Consider the following 16,583-nt stretch of genomic DNA (forward strand, 5'->3'; position numbering starts at 1 on the left):
CCGGATCTCTTTTGATCGCGGCAATTTCAGGCCGGGCGCTGGCCGCCGCCGCGCGTCGCGCCGGCTATCGTCCGCTGGTCGCCGATTTCTTTTGCGATACGGACACCGTCGCGCTCGCAGAACGCGCGACAATGCTGCCAGGCGACCTGCAAGGAGGCATCGACGGCGAGCGCATCATCGACACGCTTCGGCGATTGGCTGGCGACGACCTGCCGGCCGCCATTGTCCTGGGCTCAGGGTTTGAGCGGATGCCTGAGACCGTGGACAAAATCGCGCGACACTTTCGGCTCGCCGGCAATGGCGGCGCCGCGATCCGCAGGATCAAGGATCCGCAGTTGCTGGCCGATGATTGCGCCGAACTCGGCATCCCGCATCCGCAACTGCGATGGGACCAGCCGCCTGACCCGGAGAACTGGGTGGTCAAGACCGCGGGCGGCGCCGGCGGCGGACACGTCAGACGAGCAGCCGGAGAAAGCCCGACCGCCGGCCGCTACTTCCAGCGCTTCGTTGCCGGTCGCAGCATCTCGGCCCTGTTCGTCGGCAATGGTCAAACCGCGCACCTCGTGGGTTTCAGCCACCAATGGACGTCTCCCGCCCCCACAGCGCCCTATCGCTACGGCGGCGCCGTACGGTTGAGACGCTTCGATCGCAGACAGGCGGCGGTCATCGGCGGCTGGCTCTCAAGTCTGACGCGGCGCGCCGGCCTGCTTGGATTGTGCAGCGCCGATCTGATCCGTGGACCAGATGGCTACACGTTCATCGAGATCAATCCGAGGCCGGGCGCCACCCTCGACATTTTCGACGATGTTGACGCGCCATTGATCGAAGCGCATCTGCGCGCCGCGACGGGTCAGGTCTTCCGCTTGCCGCGCTTCGTCGATTCGATGGCGTCGATGGTGACCTACGCCGCGACGCCAATCACTCACTTTCCGTCGATTGCCTGGCCTGAATGGACAGCGGACCAACAGTCGGCTGGCACCCGTCTGATTGCCGGCGACCCTGTCTGCACGGTCTTCGCGCGCGGTCCGAGCGCCCAATCGACCAAGCGGCTCATCAAGGGACAAGCCAGCCAATTGCAACTCCAATGGGAAGGAGACCGGACATGAAAGACGGTTCGGCATTCCTGAACGACAATGCACAGCGCATCGTTGAGGGCATGATCGGCGACGCCGAACGCCTGCGTATCGTCGTTTCCAGGGGACCATTGGGCGAGCGCCTGATCGATGCCGGCGCCAAGACCGTCGGCAGCGTCGAGGCCGGGATGCGCATGGCTGAGGCTGCGATGGGCGGTCTCGGCAGCGTTTCGGTGTTCATGGATCGCGCGTCACAGCAATGGCCGTTCACCGTCGAAGCGCGATCTTCGCAGCCGGTGCTGGCCTGCCTGGGCAGCCAGTATGCGGGCTGGAACCTGTCTGGCCAGGACTATTTCGCGATGGGATCTGGGCCGGCGCGGGCCCTCGCCCGGGTCGAACCGCTGTTCGAGACACTTTCCTATCGCGACATCGCATCTTCCGCGGTGCTTATCCTTGAGACGGCCGAACCGCCTCCCCGCGCGACCGTTGAGAAAGTGAGCAAGGCAACTGGACTGGCGACGGAAAAGCTCACCTTCCTCTACGCGCCGACACAAAGCCTTGCCGGCGGCGTGCAGATCGTGGCGCGCGCGCTTGAGGTTGCCCTGCACAAAATCAACGATCTCAAATTCCCGCTGGAGAACGTTGTCGACGGCATCGGAACGGCGCCGATCCCCGCCCCCCATCCGGATTTCCTGACCGCTATGGGCCGAACCAACGATGCCATCATCTATGGCGGCAGCGTCCAGCTCTTCGTCAAAGGATCGGCGAAGGAGGCTGGCAAACTCGCGGAAAAACTTCCCAGCAGCGCCTCACGGGACTACGGCCAACCCTTCGCCGAGATCTTCACGCGGTTCAAGGGCGATTTCTATGCCATCGACCCGCTGCTGTTCAGCCCGGCTGAAGTGATCGTGACAGCGATCGAAACCGGCGATACGTTTCGCGTAGGTCGGCGTGATCTGAAGATGCTCGAACGGAGTCTCGGCTAGAGCATGGCGGTGCAAAGGGATTCGTCTGTCATTCGCCCGCCCGGCGACTGCCTTCCGTGCAGCCCTGCCGCGGACGCTGCCATGAGGGCGTGGAATCGCTCGCGCCGCCGACATTCCCGCACCCGAGAGGCCACATGATCCCTCGCATCCTGATCGTCAGCGACAAAGTGGACACCGGCTCCAACGGCCTGGCGGCAGGACTTGGTCGGGGGGGCGCCGCCGTTACAGCCGTGCCGCTGGCGGCGATCGCATTCGATACCAGCAGCCCGAGCGGACTTACGATCCCCGGCTTCGGCGGCACGCTGCCCGACGCCGTGCTCGTCCGTTCGATCGCCGCCGGATCGTTTGAAGCGGTTACCCGGCGCCTCGGGGTGCTGCACGCGTTAAGCAGACTGTCGGTTCCCGTATGGAATTCCGCGCAGGCGATCGAGCGCTGCGTCGACAAGTCGATGACGACATTCCTCCTGAAAAATGCCGGCCTGCCTACGCCACGCACCTTTGCCGTAGAAGGACTTGCCGTCGCCGAGGAGGTCGCGGCGCAAGAGCTTCCGCGGGGACCGCTGGTGCTGAAACCATTGTTCGGGGCGCAAGGCCGCGGCATAAAGCTGATCCGCACGCTCTCGGATCTGCCGGCCGCAGAAGAGGTGAACAGCGTCTACTACCTTCAGCAATATGTGTCGCGTGCCGGTCCGCCTTTCCGGGATTTCCGCGTGTTTGTCTGCGCCGGAGAGACCGTGGCGATGATGAGCCGCATCAGCGACGACTGGATCACGAACGTCAACCGGGGTGGCGTGCCGGAACAGGTTTCCGAACATGGCAAGGCGGAACTGGCATCGCTGGCCGTCGCTGCGTCAGCCGCGGTCGGCGCGGATTTTGCCGGCGTGGACATCGTGCGGGCTGACGACGGCAATCTGTTCATACTCGAAGTGAACAGCATGCCCGCATGGTCGGGATTGCAGTCGGTGGTCGCCGTGAACATCGCCGAAGCAATCGCCGATGCCTTGCTGAAACTTCTGGCCGATCGCGCCGAGGCGGCCGCCGCACCGCGGCCCTACCGTTTTGCCGCGCCTGCGAATTCGTGAGGGCGGGCAAGTTGGCGCTTTCACGTGAACGCCTCCGGGCCAGCTATAAGAATGCCTGCAGGATGGAGATCGAAGCCCTAAAGCCGGGCAACGTCCATCTGTTCGCCGACGGACACGGCATGTCCGCCGCCCAGTTCATGACAAGTGCGGAGGTTTCCTCCGGGCCGCTGACCGATCCTCGTCTGCCGGTCGGGCAGCGGATGCTGGAGGCGGTGCGCGCGACACGACTGGCGGTCGCAACCAATACCAATCTCGGAATCATCCTTCTGGCAGGGCCTCTGATATGCGCCGCCGAAATGGGCGGTGACAGACTGCAGGACAATCTCGATTCGCTGCTTCGGGCTTTGAGCGTGCAGGATACCAAGGCGGTATTCGAGGCGATCGTCACGGCCGCGCCAGGCGGCCTCGGAGAAGCCGCCAACGATGTGCGGCAGGAGCCGAAGGTCCATTTGCTGGACGCGATGAGGGAGGCTGCCGACCGCGACATGATCGCTCGCCAGTACAGCAACTGTTTCGGCGACGTGTTCGGGGTCGGGCTCGCCGCGCTGGATGGAGCGTTGGCACGTGAAGAAGACGGCATGTGGCCGACGGTGTTCGTCTACATGGCGTTTCTCGCCGGCTTCCCCGACAGCCATGTGATGCGCAAGCACGGCGTTCACGTCGCAAATCAGGCGCGGCAGGAAGCCGTTGCCGTTCAGGCGGCGCTCCATGCCGAGGGCGACGAACCGTCGCGCATTCGTCTGCTCATGGAGTTCGACCGCCGGCTGAAGGCCGACAACATCAACCCCGGCACCTCGGCCGACCTCACCGTGGCTACTCTTTTAGTCCACACCCTCGCCCTCACCTTGCATAATCGCGGCGTTGGTGCTTGACTTCCAAAAGCGGAAGCTGTGCTTCCGCGGCTATCTAGCCAACCGGTCCGGGCAAATCCGGACGCTGCCAACAAGGATAGCTGTCCATCGAGCGCCTGCTCGGTTGCAGCGTCCGTGGACATCATAATTGTGTCTTGGAGGAAATTGGCATGGCAAAAATCTCAAAGGTTATGGTCGGTGAATCGCTGGTGGGAGACGGCAACGAAGTCGCGCATGTCGACCTGCTCATCGGCCCGCGGGGGAGCGCGGTCGAAACGGCATTTTGCAACGCGCTTACCAACAACAAGGACGGCTTTACTTCGCTTTTGGCGGTGATCGCGCCCAATCTTCAATGCAAACCCAACACCGTGATGTTCAACAAGGTCACGATCAAGGGTGCCAAACAGGCGGTCCAGATGTTCGGCCCGGCGCAGCACGCCGTGGCAAAGGCCGTGCAGGACAGCGTTGCGGACGGGACCATTCCGGCCAACGAAGCAGACGACGTGTTCATCTGCGTCGGGGTATTCATCCATTGGGACGCGGCGGACGACGCCAAGATCCAGAAATACAATTACGAGGCGACAAAGGAAGCCATCCAGCGCGCCGTTGCAGGAACCCCGACCGCCGCCGAAGCAACGGCCCAGCGCGACAAGGTCAAGCATCCGTTCGCAGCCTAGACAAGAGACAGCCCCGCACAGGAAAAACCCTCTTCTGAGACGGATGGTCTGTTGCGCCGGCTGAAAAAGGTTCTGGGCTTTTGAAACGTCAGCTCCCGAAGGGCGCACGCCCTTCGGGAGCTGACGAGCAACGATGATCAGGCGCCGAGTGACGCGAGGCGGCCGGGCGTGAGCGTAGCGTTGTGCAATGAGGTTGCGACCAGTGCCGCGGCGACGCCCATGGCGGACAAGGCCCTGATGTCGTTCTCGTCGCGGACACCGCCGGCCGCAATGACAGCGCGATTTCCGGCCTTGGCCTTGACCTCCTGCAACCGCCCGAAGTCGGGACCGGCGGCCGCACCGACCTTGGCCAGCGTCATGACAATCACCTTTTGCGGCCAAAGCTCGGGCTCATCGAGAAGAGAACGCGGCCCGCAAAAACTATCGCCGACGAAATCAAGGGACAGGATGAGATCGGGATGATCGCGAAAACGCCGCAGCAACATGTCGTCTCGCTGCGATTCAGAGCCCAGAACAGGAGACAGCGAGCGTTCGGCAAGCGCCGCCAAAAGTGTCTTTTCGTCGGCCACGCCGGCATCGACCCAAAGTTCCGGCGGCTCCGCCATCGTCCTCAGCCGGGCGAGTGCGTCGCTGTTTGGCGCTCCGCCTTCGATAGCGTCCAGATCTGCGATGTAGAAGGTGGAAAAAGGATAAAGCCCACGCAGTCCTTCAGCGACCGCGACCACATCAGGGCTTCGGCTGAGCGGCGTAACGATCGGCCTGTAGCGATCGCGTTTTCCCTGCTGGGCGCGAACCACCACGCCGTCTTTCAGGTCGAGAACCGGAATGATACGCAACGCTTTTTTCACCGACCAATTGCCACCGTCATGAAAGCTTGAAGCGTGGAAAAAAGAAAGGGCATCATTGCCGGTTTCGACATTGGCGGCGCGCATCTGAAGGTGACCCGCGCACAAGACGGTCGCGTCGTCGAGGCGGTAACGATCGCAACGCCGCTCTGGCAAGGGTTGGACAAGCTGGCTTCAGCCCTCGACGAAACGGCTCCGATCTACGCGGGTGCGGATCTCAACGCATTCACCATGACGGGCGAACTGTCGGACATCTTTCCGTCCCGCGATGCCGGCGTGGCGGCTCTGCTGGGTCAGATTTCCACCCATTTCCCCGCAGACAAAAAGCTGGTCTATGCCGGACCATCCGGTTTCGTCGGAGTCGAGCGGGCAGCGCAGCTGACCGCCGATGTGGCTTCCGCCAATTGGCACGCGACAGCCTTGTTGGTGGCAAAACTCGCCGGCGATGCCCTGTTCGTCGACATGGGCTCCACCACCACCGATATTATCGCCATCAAGAACGGCGCCGTGGCCAATGACGGCTACACCGATGCCGGACGGCTTCTAACCGGCGAATTGGTCTATACCGGCTTTACCAGGACATTCCTGTTCGGCGTAGCCTCGTCGGCTCCCGTCCATGGCAGGCTAACGCCGCTGATGAACGAATATTTCGCCTCGATCGCCGACGCTCACCGCATCCTGGGCGTGCTCGACGAGGACGACGACAGGCACCCTCCCGCCGACGGCAAGGAAAAGACTGTGGACGGCTCGATCGCGCGGCTGGCGCGCATGGTGGGGCGCGACGCCACCGACCTCACCCCGCCGGAATGGGGTGAAGTCGCGCGCTGGTTCAGCGAGCAGCAACTGCGCAAAGTGCACGATGCAGCGGCGCTGGTTGCCGGAACCCTGTCTCGGGATGTCCCGATCGTCGGCGCCGGAAGCGGTCGCTGGCAGATCAGGCGGCTGGCCGAACGCATGGAACGCAGTTACGTCGATTTCGCCGACATCATCCCCGCCGATGACACTGTTCGCGGGCAAGCGAGCAGCGCGGCACCCGCGTCCGCAGTGGCGCTTTTGGCGGGATATCCTTCGTAAGCAGGTTGCGGCGCTCGCGCCTATGCTCGCGAGTCCTCGCTATCCGAACCTTTGGCGGTCAAGTGATCGCTGACACGCTGCATCAGCCAGCCCCAGGCTTCCTTTTCACCGTCGCCTGCCGTCTTTTCGATGGCGATCGAAAGGTAGGCGATTTCCGCCTCGATCTTGTTGCGCGGCAGCATGCCGAGCCGGCTGACCAGGATGGCCAGCTCAAGCACCGCCGCCTTGGCTCGGTTGAGGCCGGTGAACGGCGCGAGCGTTTCCTCCCGCACCACGCGGCAGAAATGGCGGGGACGCACACCATTGTCATCGACCGCCTGGACTTCGAGGCCCGAATACGCCAGCGCCGCCTCGAGCCTCGGCACCGGGAACCCGTCAACCGGAACGGTTGGCCAATGCTTGCGGCCTGTCAGGCAGCCGGCAAAGACACGCACGTCGTCAGTATAATTGGCGATGGCGAACGGCACTTCGGCGAGATTGTCGAGCGTGACCGACGGCCGGAACGGCGCGATAACCCAACCGTCATTCTCGGCAATGATGCCGATCGGCGCGATGTGGACGTTGCCTGCCTTGTTGACCGTCGTGATGATGGATTCGCGAATATAGGGCATGGTCCTAGCGCTCTTTCCTTGCGCGGAGCGTCTTGCCCGGCTCGGCAAGACGGGTACGGTCGGTTTCGGGTGCCGGCGCGGCAACGCCCCATGCGAGCGGCTCGTCCTGCACATAACGCTTGCCGAGGCGCCACGCGATCTCCGCCTTCATCAGTTCCGCGCCGAGGTAAAAAGCGTGTGCGCCATCGGCGTTGACGTCCAGCCCGGCAAAAAGTTCGAACGCATCCGTGGCAACCGCATGCCCTTTGCTATTGAAAACATGGATGCCGTCCTCGGCTACCGCGATCCGGAAGTTGGCGTCGCGCACCTGGGCCGCCAATGCCTCGATATCGTCGGGGGAGGCTGTGAAAGGCTTGCGATCGTGGATCTGCAACAACCCTGGGTGATAGCCGCGCGGCAACGCGCCGTCCGTGCAAGCAGCCAACATGACGCGGCGGGCGATATCGTGCTCCTCGATCGTGCGCACCGTGTGTGGGCTGACATGCACCGCCAGCACGTTCCGGATCCGGAGTTCCGAGCAGAGCCCCGCTAGAACGGCTGTAACGCCGGAACTGTCGGCGTCGGTCAATTCGGTGAGATTGCCGGTGCCCATCAGCAATTCGATGTCCGGCCAACGGCGCCGCGCCTCGATGAAGCGCCCGAGTGAAACGGCGAAGCCGAAATGGATCGGGTCGAGCACGGGATCGGCAATGAAGGCGACGCCGGCCTTTTGTGCCGCGGTAATCGCCCGGCCGAGCGAATCCAGATCGCCGGGGATGGAGGGTATCAACACTGCCGTAGCCCGATGGTCGAAGATCAACGGCAGCGTGTTCTCATCGAGGCTGAGAAGATAGTCCGCGCCGGCGTGCGCACCGATCGACAGTTCGTCTGCGCTGGCCGAATCGACGCTGACCACAAACCCCTGTGCCTTGAGTGCCCGCACTGCCTCAGCCAGCAACGGAAACGGCGTCTCCGGCAGGCAGCCCAGATCGATGACATCCGCGCCGGCCGCAGCCAGCATCGAGGCCCTCGCCATCAGGGCCTCGACCGACAGCATCGGCGCATCGACGATCTCGGCGAAGATGCGCATATCGTGACGCGTCAGATCCGGCGGTTTGCCCGCCCGGCCAAGGAAGGCCGGAAGGTCGGCGATCTCGTCGGGGCCGCGCACAAAGGGCACGCCGAAATGCTCCGACAGGTGTTCGATGTTTCCCCGATAGCGTCCGGGCAGGATGACGCGGTCGACGTCTCCTGTCAGAGTGAGCCGACGCTTCACGATGTCCTCGCTCATCAGCGCGGCGACCTTGACGCCGACGTCGACGATTTCCCACGCGAATTCGGTTCTGCCCAGCCCGGTCAGCAGCCGTTCCAGCCGCGCCTTGGCCAGATGGCCGGTAAGAAAAACCAGCCGCTCAGCCATCGCTTGCGAGTTCGGCCTGGCGCCGTGTGAGCGAGGCTTCGAGATCAGCGAGCGACTCGACCACCAGGGTCCGCTCGAAACTCTTCAACTGTTTGGTATTTTCCAGGTCGATCCTGCGCGGATAGACCTTGACCAGCCCGTGCGGTGCCTGGGTTTCGAGTTCCGGCGCGGTGTCGCAAGCAAAGACGATGGCTGGCACACGGCACTTTCCCGCTTGGGCAAAGACATTGGTGGCGAGCGTGTCGGAAATGCCATGCACGCATTTGGCGACCGTGTTGGACGTAGCCGGCGCCACCACGACCGTGTGATAGACACCGTGGTAGAATTCGCCGACCGGGATCGCGCTCGCGGTCTTGTCGTGCAGCACGCGCGTCGTCTCCGGGAAATCAAGTTTAAGCTTGTACATGCGCAGCACTTCGTTGGCGGCCTTAGACACGAAGACATCGCAATGTTCGAGCTGGCGAACAAGTGCGAAGCTCTCCGTAAAAAAATGCCCGGAACCCGTCAAAACCCACGCCCAGCGCGGCACATGCAGCTTCACCATCGGCTATCCCGCCTTCTTTGCCGACGACCCTGTTGAAGCCACTATCCGGATGCCGGGCAGCTTGCCCGACGCGAGCATCGCGCCGGCCCCGGCAGCATCCTTCGGACCGGAGAGATGGAAATCGATGCCGTCGGGCAGCATGGCGGCAAAGCCTGGGTCGACAATGCCTCGGGCCCTCAGGCTGTCAGCGGTATCGCTGTCGAAGAATGCACCGGTCTGCTTGACAAGCAACAGCGCGTTTGCGCCAAGCTTGCCGGCAAGCCAGGCGGCCAGAGAATCGGAGGTAATGTCCCAGGAGGCCGGAACATCCAGCGCCGCCAGTGCCAGTGATGACGGCAGCCACACCGGAACCTTCCCCGCCTCCAACACTCGCCCGATCTCGTCCAGCGACCGTGCCGGCGCCAGCCTTTCGTCCCGGTCGAGGATGACATGGCCGAACTGCTCCATGGCCAGGATCGCCATGGCATGAGCGGCGGTATCGGAAAAATCCATGCTGGTCTGCGTCTCGCGCACATGATCGGCAAAGAGCCCGCCGCCGGGCACGATGACGATCGGCAGCCTGGAACCCGCCAGCGCTGCGATCCAGCTCTTCATCTCCGCCGCATGGGCCGTGCTGCCGCCAAGCTTGACGATGGCCCGTCGAAGCATTTCGGGGCGCTCCTGGCGCGGCCGGAAAACAACGCTTCGGTCTTTTCGGCCAGCAATGCCGGAGGCAGCACCGCGTCCCGCCGATTGGCGCTTGCGTTCGATCTCAACGCCGACGCCGCCAGGGCCGAGCTCGAGCTTTTCCACCCTAACCGTGACGCGCACGACACGCTGGTTCTCCAGCACGTGCGCTGCCACCTGCTCGGCCAAAGCCTCGCTGAGCTGGATATGGCCCCGCGCGATGATGGTGCGAATGCCGTCCATGATGATGTCGTAGGAGAACACATGGCGCATGTCCTCGGGATGGTCGGTGATTTGCAGCACGTCGGCGATCACATCAAAGCGCACTTTTTGAGTATGGCCATGCTCGAAGCTGTAGGCACCGATCTGGACCGGCAGAACAAAATCCCGCACAAAAATCCTGTCCGTGCCCAGTGTCGGGTCGGTGTCCGGCGAATAGCCTCTCGCTGCCAACAGGCGATAGTCGATACTCGATTGATCGCCGGTCCCGGATTCCGCTGGAATCAACTCGCGAATCTGCGAGACCGCCTCGGCGCTGATCGAACTCGTGCGACCGGAATGGCCACACAGCGCCCCCCGAAAGCCGAGAAAATCGGGAGCGAAAGGCAATAGGCGCGGAATGTCCGGAGCTTCCAGCGATCCACTCAGGCCGACCATCAGACCGAGCGATTTCGTTCGATCGACGAATCCCGGAATACGCTCCGGCGGCAGATGATCGAGCAGCCGGCCCTTCCCCTTTTGCGCGGTATCAACCATCACGCCGTGGAAGCGATGCCTGGCGAACATCGGCAGAAGCTCGAAGTCCGGCGCCAGATCGGCAAACAGCACGGCAATCAGCTTCGTTCGTGCGGCGAGCGGTTCAAGCGCCTGTGCGCAGGCAGAGATATTTGCCGAAGGAAAAAATCCGATCTTCACATAGTCGACGCCGGTCGCCGCGATCTCTTCGGCCTTGATGCGGATCGTTTCGGGTTCCATCGGCAGGTCGCCGCAGACAGCGCTGACCGGAGCCCGACCCGCGATGAAAGAGATCGTTCGGAGCATGGTTTCCATGGACACCGCGCCCAGGGCTCCCGCCTTCGGGTCCTTCAGGTCGACGATATCGACACCTCCAGAAAGAGCGATCTCCGCCTCTTCGATGCCGGTGACGCTTGCCAGCATTCTGGTCATTTGAACAGTTTCTCCAGTTTGGAGGACAAGACGCTTTTATAGAGGCGGTCGATCCCCCTGCGCCACGTCTCGCCGGTGTTGCCATGCGAATCGACGCTGGCGACCTTCCGCACCGTTCTGGCAGGCGCGAAAAGTCGTCCTATAGGGTTTGATAAATTTTGCGGGTCGGCTAAGTTGATCATGGGCACCTTGACTTGGCGCGGGTCCGGCAACCGTCGAACCTCTGCGCAAGAATGGGTAATTACTATCGATGACGAGCGCGGTGCCAGGCACTCTCGCTGCCTTTTTGTGCTTTTTTTCCCTGACCGTCAACGTTTCCGACGCGACAGGCCAGGAAACGGTGGCGAAGCCGGAAAAAAAGATAACTGAAATCAAGATAGGCTATTTGCGGGCCTACGCACCGCAATTGACGCTTTCCATGCTCGACCTGCCGCCACGTGACGAAGGTGTCGCCGGTGCCGAGGTGGCGATCGGCGACAACAACACGACGGGAAAGTTCACCAACCAGAAATTCAGCCTCGACGTGACCGAGGTCAAGCCCGACGGCGACGCGGTTCAGGCATTCGAAGGCATGATCGCCAAGGGCGACCGCTATGTGGTCGCCGATCTTTCAGCCAAACAATTGCTGTCGATCGCCGACATCGCCCGCGACAAAGGCGTGCTGATCTTCAACGTCGGCGCCACCGACGACAGCCTTCGCGAGGAGGACTGCCGCATCAACGTTTTCCATATCGCGCCGACGCGCAGCATGCTGGCCGACGCGCTGGCGCAGTATCTCATGGTGAAGAAGTGGCCGAATTGGGTGCTGCTCTATGGATCGCATGAGCAGGACCATCTCTACGCCGATGCGCTGCGCCGCGCGGCAACCCGCTTCGGCGGCCAGATCGTCGCCGAGAAGGAATTCAAGGATACCGGGACAGCCAGGCGCACCGACACCGGCGCCACGCAGATACAGCAGCAGATTTCCGTGTTCACGCAAGACCTCCCGGAGCACGACGTGGTGCTTGTCGCCGACGAAAGCGAGGTTTTCGGCACCTACGTGCCCTACCGCACCTGGACGCCGCGGCTGGTCGCCGGCACGGCCGGTCTGGTTGCATCGTCATGGCATCCCGCCAGCGAACAATGGGGCGGCATCCAGATGCAGAGCCGCTTCCTGAAGACGACGAGCCGGCGGATGCTCTCCAAAGACATGTCGGCCTGGACCGCGGTGCGTGCGGTCGGCGAGGCCACCACGCGCACCAAGGGCGACGATGCGAAAAAGATCAGCGACTATATACGCTCTGACGATTTTTCGGTTGCTGCTTTCAAGGGGCAGAAGCTGACCTTCCGCAAATGGAACCTCCAGCTTCGCCAGCCGATCTTGCTTGGCGATACCAAGTCGGTCGTCTCGACATCGCCACAGGAGGGCTATCTTCACCAGGTCTCCGAACTCGACACTCTCGGTGTCGATCAGCCGGAAACGAAATGCGCTCTCAAGTAGAGTCAATCGGGAGGAATTTGCGTGCAGAAACGAGCTTGCGCATTCGCCATTCTCGCGGCCGGCTTCACGGCCAGCCCGGCATCGGCCTATACGGCTTACGTGTCCAACGAGAAGGACAACACGATGACCGTCGTCGACACGGCGACGATGCAGGTGGTGAAGACCGTCGAAGTCGGCCAGAGACCTCGCGGCATCACCATCTCGCATGACGGCAAATTCGTCTATCTATGCGCCAGCGATGACGACACGATCCAAATCATCGACACCGCGACACTTGAAATTGTCGGTACGCTGCCATCCGGCCCCGATCCCGAATTGTTCGTCCTCTCGCCCGACGGCAAGACGCTTTATGTCGCCAATGAGGACGACAATCTCGTCACCGCCATCGACGTCGAAAGCAAGCAGGTCCTGGCCGAGATACCAGTCGGCGTGGAGCCGGAAGGCATGGGTGTCAGCCCCGACGGCAAGACCATGGTCAACACCTCGGAAACCACCAGCATGGCGCATTTCATCGACACCGGCACGCATGAGGTGACGGACAATGTGCTGGTCGACACGCGTCCTCGCTTCGCCGAATTCAAGCCCGACGGCTCGCAGGTCTGGGTCAGCGCCGAGGTCGGCGGCACCGTCAGCGTCATCGACAACGCCAAACGCGAAGTGGTGAAGAAGATCCAGTTCGCGATTCAGGGACTGCGGGCCGAAACCATCCAGCCGGTAGGCATCGCCATCAGCGCCGATGGCAAGAAAGCCTATGTCGCGCTCGGCCCGGCGAACCATGTCGCGGTGATCAATACCGACACTTATGAGGTGGAAAAATACATCCTCGTCGGCCAGCGCGTCTGGCATCTGGCCTTCACGCCCGACCAGAAAACGCTGATCACCACGAATGGCAATTCCAACGATATCACCTTCATCGACACGGCCACCGACGAGCCGGTCCAATCGCTCACTGTGGGCCAGCAGCCCTGGGGTGTGGTCATTTCGCCCAAATAGCAGACATTGATCATCGGGAGGCTCAAGACATGAAACTTTGCCGTAGGTTTTTCTTCGCCGCGCTCGCCGGATTTGTCCTTGCTCCGATCGTAGCAAACGCCGACGATGCGACGTCAAAACCGTCGCGTGCCAGCAAGAACCTGCCGGAATTGATTATCGGTTCGGCCGATTCCACCTATGCGGTCAATCAGAAGGACTTCGAGCTGATCGCCGGCCAGGGCTATCGCTGGAAGATCACGTCCAAGGGCGGTTTCGAGTACAAGTTCGTGACCGATCTATTCCGCAATGTCTGGATGGACCAGATCGTCATCAACGATTTGGAAGTGCATATGGACGGCGGACCGGCCTGGCTGGAATTCGACGACGCGGGAACGATCCAGGTGCAGTTCCATACCGTTCGCCCGGGCGAATATACCTGGTCGGTTCCCGACCTTGCCGACAAGGGACTGAAGGGCAAGATTACGATCAAGTAAGACAAAAGGCGATCAGGGGCGCCAATAGGCCAACGCGTCCTGAAGGAGCGATCCGGTATGCAGCATATGAGGACAAGCGGACCGGGAGACGAGGTGGTGGCGCTCGATGTCCGAGCCGTCAGCCATTCCTATGGCCAGAAGCGGGCGCTCAACGACGTCTCCTTCTCGATCGCGCCGGCGACTTTCACCGTTCTGCTCGGCCTCAACGGGGCCGGCAAGACGACGCTGTTCTCACTGATAAGCCACCTCTACGACACGCGTCACGGATCGATCCGCATCTTCAGCCATGACATTCGCCGCGCGTCCGGCGAAGCACTCAGGCGGGTCGGCATCGTGTTCCAGGCACGCACGCTCGATCTCGACCTCAGCGTCTACCAGAATCTCTCCTACCATGCCTCGTTGCATGGCATTGGCGGACGCGAAGCTCGCCAGCGCATTGCCGCGCTGCTGGAAACGGTCGACATGCAGGGCCGCCAGCATGACAAGACACGCAGCCTCTCCGGCGGTCAGATGCGGCGCATCGAAATCGCCAGGGCGCTGCTGCACCGACCTTCCCTGCTCCTGCTTGACGAGGCGACCGTCGGCCTGGATATCGAATCTCGTGCGGGCATCCTCGCCACCATCCGCAAGCTCGTCCAAGCAGAGGGCATCGGCGTGCTCTGGGCCACGCATCTGATCGACGAAGTCGAAGACGCCGACCATGTCGTCATACTGCGGCGGGGTGACCTGGTCGCCAGCGGCAAGGTGTCGGATGTGATCCGTGCGAACGGCGGAAGTTCGATTCGCGAAACCTTTTCGAAGCTCAGCCGCGTCGATGCGGCGGGCATGACGGAGACGTCGCCATGAGCGCCCCTTCGATGCCCGGAAAGGTCGCCGGCATCATGCCGGTGCGGTCCGAGCCATTCGGCCTGCGCCACTATCTCATTTGCCTGAAAGGCGTCGTCCTGCGTGAGTGCCTGCGCTTCCTGCACCAGCGCGAACGCTTCATTTCCTCGCTGGTCCGGCCGCTGGTCTGGCTGTTCATCTTCGCGGCCGGCTTTCGCCAGGTGCTTGGCGTGTCGATCATCCCGCCCTACAAGACCTATGTGCTCTACGAGGTCTATATCACGCCGGGCCTTTGCGGCATGATCCTGCTGTTTTCCGGCATGCAGTCTTCACTGTCGATGGTCTACGACCGCGAGATGGGCAACATGCGCATCCTGCTGGTCAGCCCGTTTCCGCGCTGGTTCCTGCTGGTGTCGAAGATGCTGGCCGGTGTGGCCGTATCGATCGTGCAGGTCTACGCGTTCCTGATCGTTGCCTGGTTGTGGGGCGTCAAAGCGCCGCCACTCGGCTATCTCTATGTTCTGCCGGCATTGTTCCTGTCGGGCATGATGCTTTGCGCGCTCGGCATGCTCTTGTCTTCGCTGATCAAGCAGCTTGAAAACTTCGCCGGCATCATGAACTTCGTCATCTTTCCCGGCTATTTCGCGTCTCCGGCGCTGTATCCCTTGTGGCGCATCCAGGAGGCGAGCCCCCTGCTCTACAAGATCTGCCTCTGCAACCCGTTCACCTATGCCGTCGAACTGATCCGTTTTGCCTTCTACGGGCAGATCGAATGGCTGTCGCTGGGCGTCGTCGCCGGCTGCACGCTGCTGTTCCTGGGCGGCGCCATCATCGCATACGACCCTTCGCGCGGTTTGGTGATCCGCAAACAGGACATGGGAGGAAACGCCTGATGGCGCGAATGAGACTTGTTCACACTCTGGTTCTGGTCACCACGCTTGCGTCGATGGGGGGCGCCGGCGCGGCAAACACCGATCCCGACTGGCCCTGCATGCAGCGTAAGGTGCCACAGCTCTCGCTTGGCCAGATCTGGAATGGGCCGGAGCTTCCGGCGACCGCGAAGGATTGGGCGAAGGATCCAGGCGTGTCAGCGCTTGTCGATGCTGTGGCGGCCCGGCGGACGCCGATTGCACAAGCCCAGAAAGAGATCAAGGATTTCGCGACTTCCCTACCGCCCGAGCAGGTCGCAACCAAAATGACGATGCTGGTGCAGGGAATGTTCGATCACATGGACGCCGAGCGTTCGCACGTGATCTCCGGCATCTCCCGCTATGCCCACAAACAGCTGGAAATGGCGGCACAGTTGCGCAAGGAAGCATCCGAAGTGGACGCGCTGCGCGCCAAGGCCGATGCGGATCCGGACGAAGTAGAACGGCGAACCGATCAACTGAATTTCGCGACGCGAATTTTCAACGAACGCGTCCAGTCGCTGACTTATGTCTGCGATGTGCCGACGATAATCGAGCAGCGGCTTTACCAGTTGTCGAAGACTGTCTCGGAAACGCTCATCGTGAAGAAATAGACCTTGGCCGCCTGTCTCACGACTCTCTTCCGGGGAGCACACGCCAGCGCTGCACGAAATAACCGGGATGCGTCTCGATCCACCTTGCCACCAGCGGCTGCGCCTGCATGAAGGCAGTCCCGGGATTCATCGCCAGACCGTCTACCATTTCCTCGCGTTGTTCGCAGGTCCGCGGTCCATCCGTCAGGCAGACCATCATAACGAGTGTGTAAAGCATTACCCCTTTTCCCCATCGAATTCCCGAACCCATACCTGGGAGAGTTCCGAACAGTCTGCAGGGGTTGCACATACAGATCGCTTACGGTGTGAAAGGAC

General features: G+C 62.0%; 18 protein-coding genes. 12 read left to right on the top strand and 6 right to left on the bottom strand.

The window, feature by feature from the left end:
- Positions 1-11: 11 nt before the first annotated feature.
- The 5 genes from AC0NIL_RS21510 (at position 12) to fae (ending at position 4,669) form a co-directional block, all read left to right on the top strand.
- Complete coding sequence (locus AC0NIL_RS21510; protein WP_127388255.1) at positions 12-1,106, top strand: ATP-grasp domain-containing protein; 1,095 nt, start codon at positions 12-14, stop codon at positions 1,104-1,106.
- Positions 1,103-2,059, top strand: a complete 957-nt coding sequence (mch, locus tag AC0NIL_RS21515; RefSeq protein ID WP_473573799.1) for a methenyltetrahydromethanopterin cyclohydrolase — start codon at positions 1,103-1,105, stop codon at positions 2,057-2,059. The genes AC0NIL_RS21510 and mch overlap by 4 nt, the downstream gene beginning before the upstream one ends.
- A gap of 134 nt (positions 2,060-2,193) precedes the next feature.
- The gene (locus AC0NIL_RS21520) at positions 2,194-3,141 is read left to right on the top strand and encodes an ATP-grasp domain-containing protein (protein WP_473573800.1); all 948 of its coding nucleotides are present in this window, start codon (positions 2,194-2,196) and stop codon (positions 3,139-3,141) included.
- Positions 3,142-3,203: 62 nt separating this feature from the next.
- Positions 3,204-4,013, top strand: a complete 810-nt coding sequence (locus tag AC0NIL_RS21525) for a triphosphoribosyl-dephospho-CoA synthase (RefSeq protein ID WP_474048135.1) — start codon at positions 3,204-3,206, stop codon at positions 4,011-4,013.
- Positions 4,014-4,162: 149 nt separating this feature from the next.
- The gene (gene fae, locus AC0NIL_RS21530) at positions 4,163-4,669 is read left to right on the top strand and encodes a formaldehyde-activating enzyme (RefSeq protein ID WP_013532036.1); all 507 of its coding nucleotides are present in this window, start codon (positions 4,163-4,165) and stop codon (positions 4,667-4,669) included.
- A 137-nt stretch (positions 4,670-4,806) separates the two neighbouring features.
- Here fae and AC0NIL_RS21535 read toward each other — a convergent pair whose 3' ends face one another.
- Positions 4,807-5,517, bottom strand: coding sequence for a HisA/HisF-related TIM barrel protein (locus AC0NIL_RS21535; RefSeq protein WP_027162610.1), 711 nt, complete (start codon positions 5,515-5,517; stop codon positions 4,807-4,809).
- A gap of 33 nt (positions 5,518-5,550) precedes the next feature.
- Here AC0NIL_RS21535 and AC0NIL_RS21540 point away from each other — a divergent pair, with 33 nt between their 5' ends.
- Positions 5,551-6,588, top strand: a complete 1,038-nt coding sequence (locus AC0NIL_RS21540) for a hydantoinase/oxoprolinase family protein (RefSeq protein WP_275954621.1) — start codon at positions 5,551-5,553, stop codon at positions 6,586-6,588.
- 20 nt (positions 6,589-6,608) lie between these two features.
- On the opposite strand, the gene AC0NIL_RS21545 is transcribed toward AC0NIL_RS21540, so the two are convergent.
- The 4 genes from AC0NIL_RS21545 to AC0NIL_RS21560 are packed head-to-tail and all read right to left on the bottom strand — an operon-like array spanning position 6,609 to position 10,975.
- Entirely contained in the window at positions 6,609-7,199 is a 591-nt protein-coding gene (locus AC0NIL_RS21545) for a DUF447 domain-containing protein (RefSeq protein WP_275954622.1), read from the bottom strand.
- Between the two features lie 4 nt (positions 7,200-7,203).
- Positions 7,204-8,598, bottom strand: a complete 1,395-nt coding sequence (locus AC0NIL_RS21550) for a DUF6513 domain-containing protein (protein ID WP_473573801.1) — start codon at positions 8,596-8,598, stop codon at positions 7,204-7,206.
- Entirely contained in the window at positions 8,591-9,142 is a 552-nt protein-coding gene (locus AC0NIL_RS21555) for a flavoprotein (RefSeq protein WP_013532041.1), read from the bottom strand. The genes AC0NIL_RS21550 and AC0NIL_RS21555 overlap by 8 nt, the downstream gene beginning before the upstream one ends.
- Before the next feature lie 3 nt (positions 9,143-9,145).
- Complete coding sequence (locus tag AC0NIL_RS21560; protein ID WP_473573802.1) at positions 9,146-10,975, bottom strand: (5-formylfuran-3-yl)methyl phosphate synthase; 1,830 nt, start codon at positions 10,973-10,975, stop codon at positions 9,146-9,148.
- Between the two features lie 250 nt (positions 10,976-11,225).
- Between AC0NIL_RS21560 and AC0NIL_RS21565 the strand changes: the two genes are divergently transcribed.
- From AC0NIL_RS21565 to AC0NIL_RS21590, 6 genes are all read left to right on the top strand, one after another.
- Complete coding sequence (locus tag AC0NIL_RS21565) at positions 11,226-12,455, top strand: ABC transporter substrate-binding protein (protein ID WP_027162614.1); 1,230 nt, start codon at positions 11,226-11,228, stop codon at positions 12,453-12,455.
- A gap of 21 nt (positions 12,456-12,476) precedes the next feature.
- A complete protein-coding gene (locus AC0NIL_RS21570) occupies positions 12,477-13,448 on the top strand; it encodes a YVTN family beta-propeller repeat protein (RefSeq protein WP_013532045.1) in 972 nt (323 codons plus the stop codon).
- 29 nt (positions 13,449-13,477) lie between these two features.
- Positions 13,478-13,921: a hypothetical protein gene (locus tag AC0NIL_RS21575; RefSeq protein WP_013532046.1), complete on the top strand. Its 444-nt coding sequence runs from the start codon at positions 13,478-13,480 to the stop codon at positions 13,919-13,921.
- Positions 13,922-13,978: 57 nt separating this feature from the next.
- A complete protein-coding gene (locus AC0NIL_RS21580) occupies positions 13,979-14,767 on the top strand; it encodes an ATP-binding cassette domain-containing protein (protein ID WP_275954624.1) in 789 nt (262 codons plus the stop codon).
- Between the two features lie 35 nt (positions 14,768-14,802).
- Positions 14,803-15,639 (top strand): ABC transporter permease, encoded by an 837-nt coding sequence (locus tag AC0NIL_RS21585; protein ID WP_050580490.1) that lies wholly within the window; start codon positions 14,803-14,805, stop codon positions 15,637-15,639.
- A 98-nt stretch (positions 15,640-15,737) separates the two neighbouring features.
- Positions 15,738-16,268, top strand: coding sequence for a hypothetical protein (locus AC0NIL_RS21590; protein ID WP_164919954.1), 531 nt, complete (start codon positions 15,738-15,740; stop codon positions 16,266-16,268).
- Between the two features lie 16 nt (positions 16,269-16,284).
- On the opposite strand, the gene AC0NIL_RS21595 is transcribed toward AC0NIL_RS21590, so the two are convergent.
- Positions 16,285-16,485 carry a hypothetical protein gene (locus AC0NIL_RS21595; protein WP_013532050.1) on the bottom strand — a complete coding sequence of 67 codons (201 nt, stop codon included), beginning with the start codon at positions 16,483-16,485 and terminating at the stop codon, positions 16,285-16,287.
- Positions 16,486-16,583: the final 98 nt, after the last annotated feature.

The organism is Mesorhizobium sp. WSM1343 (genome assembly GCF_055901535.1).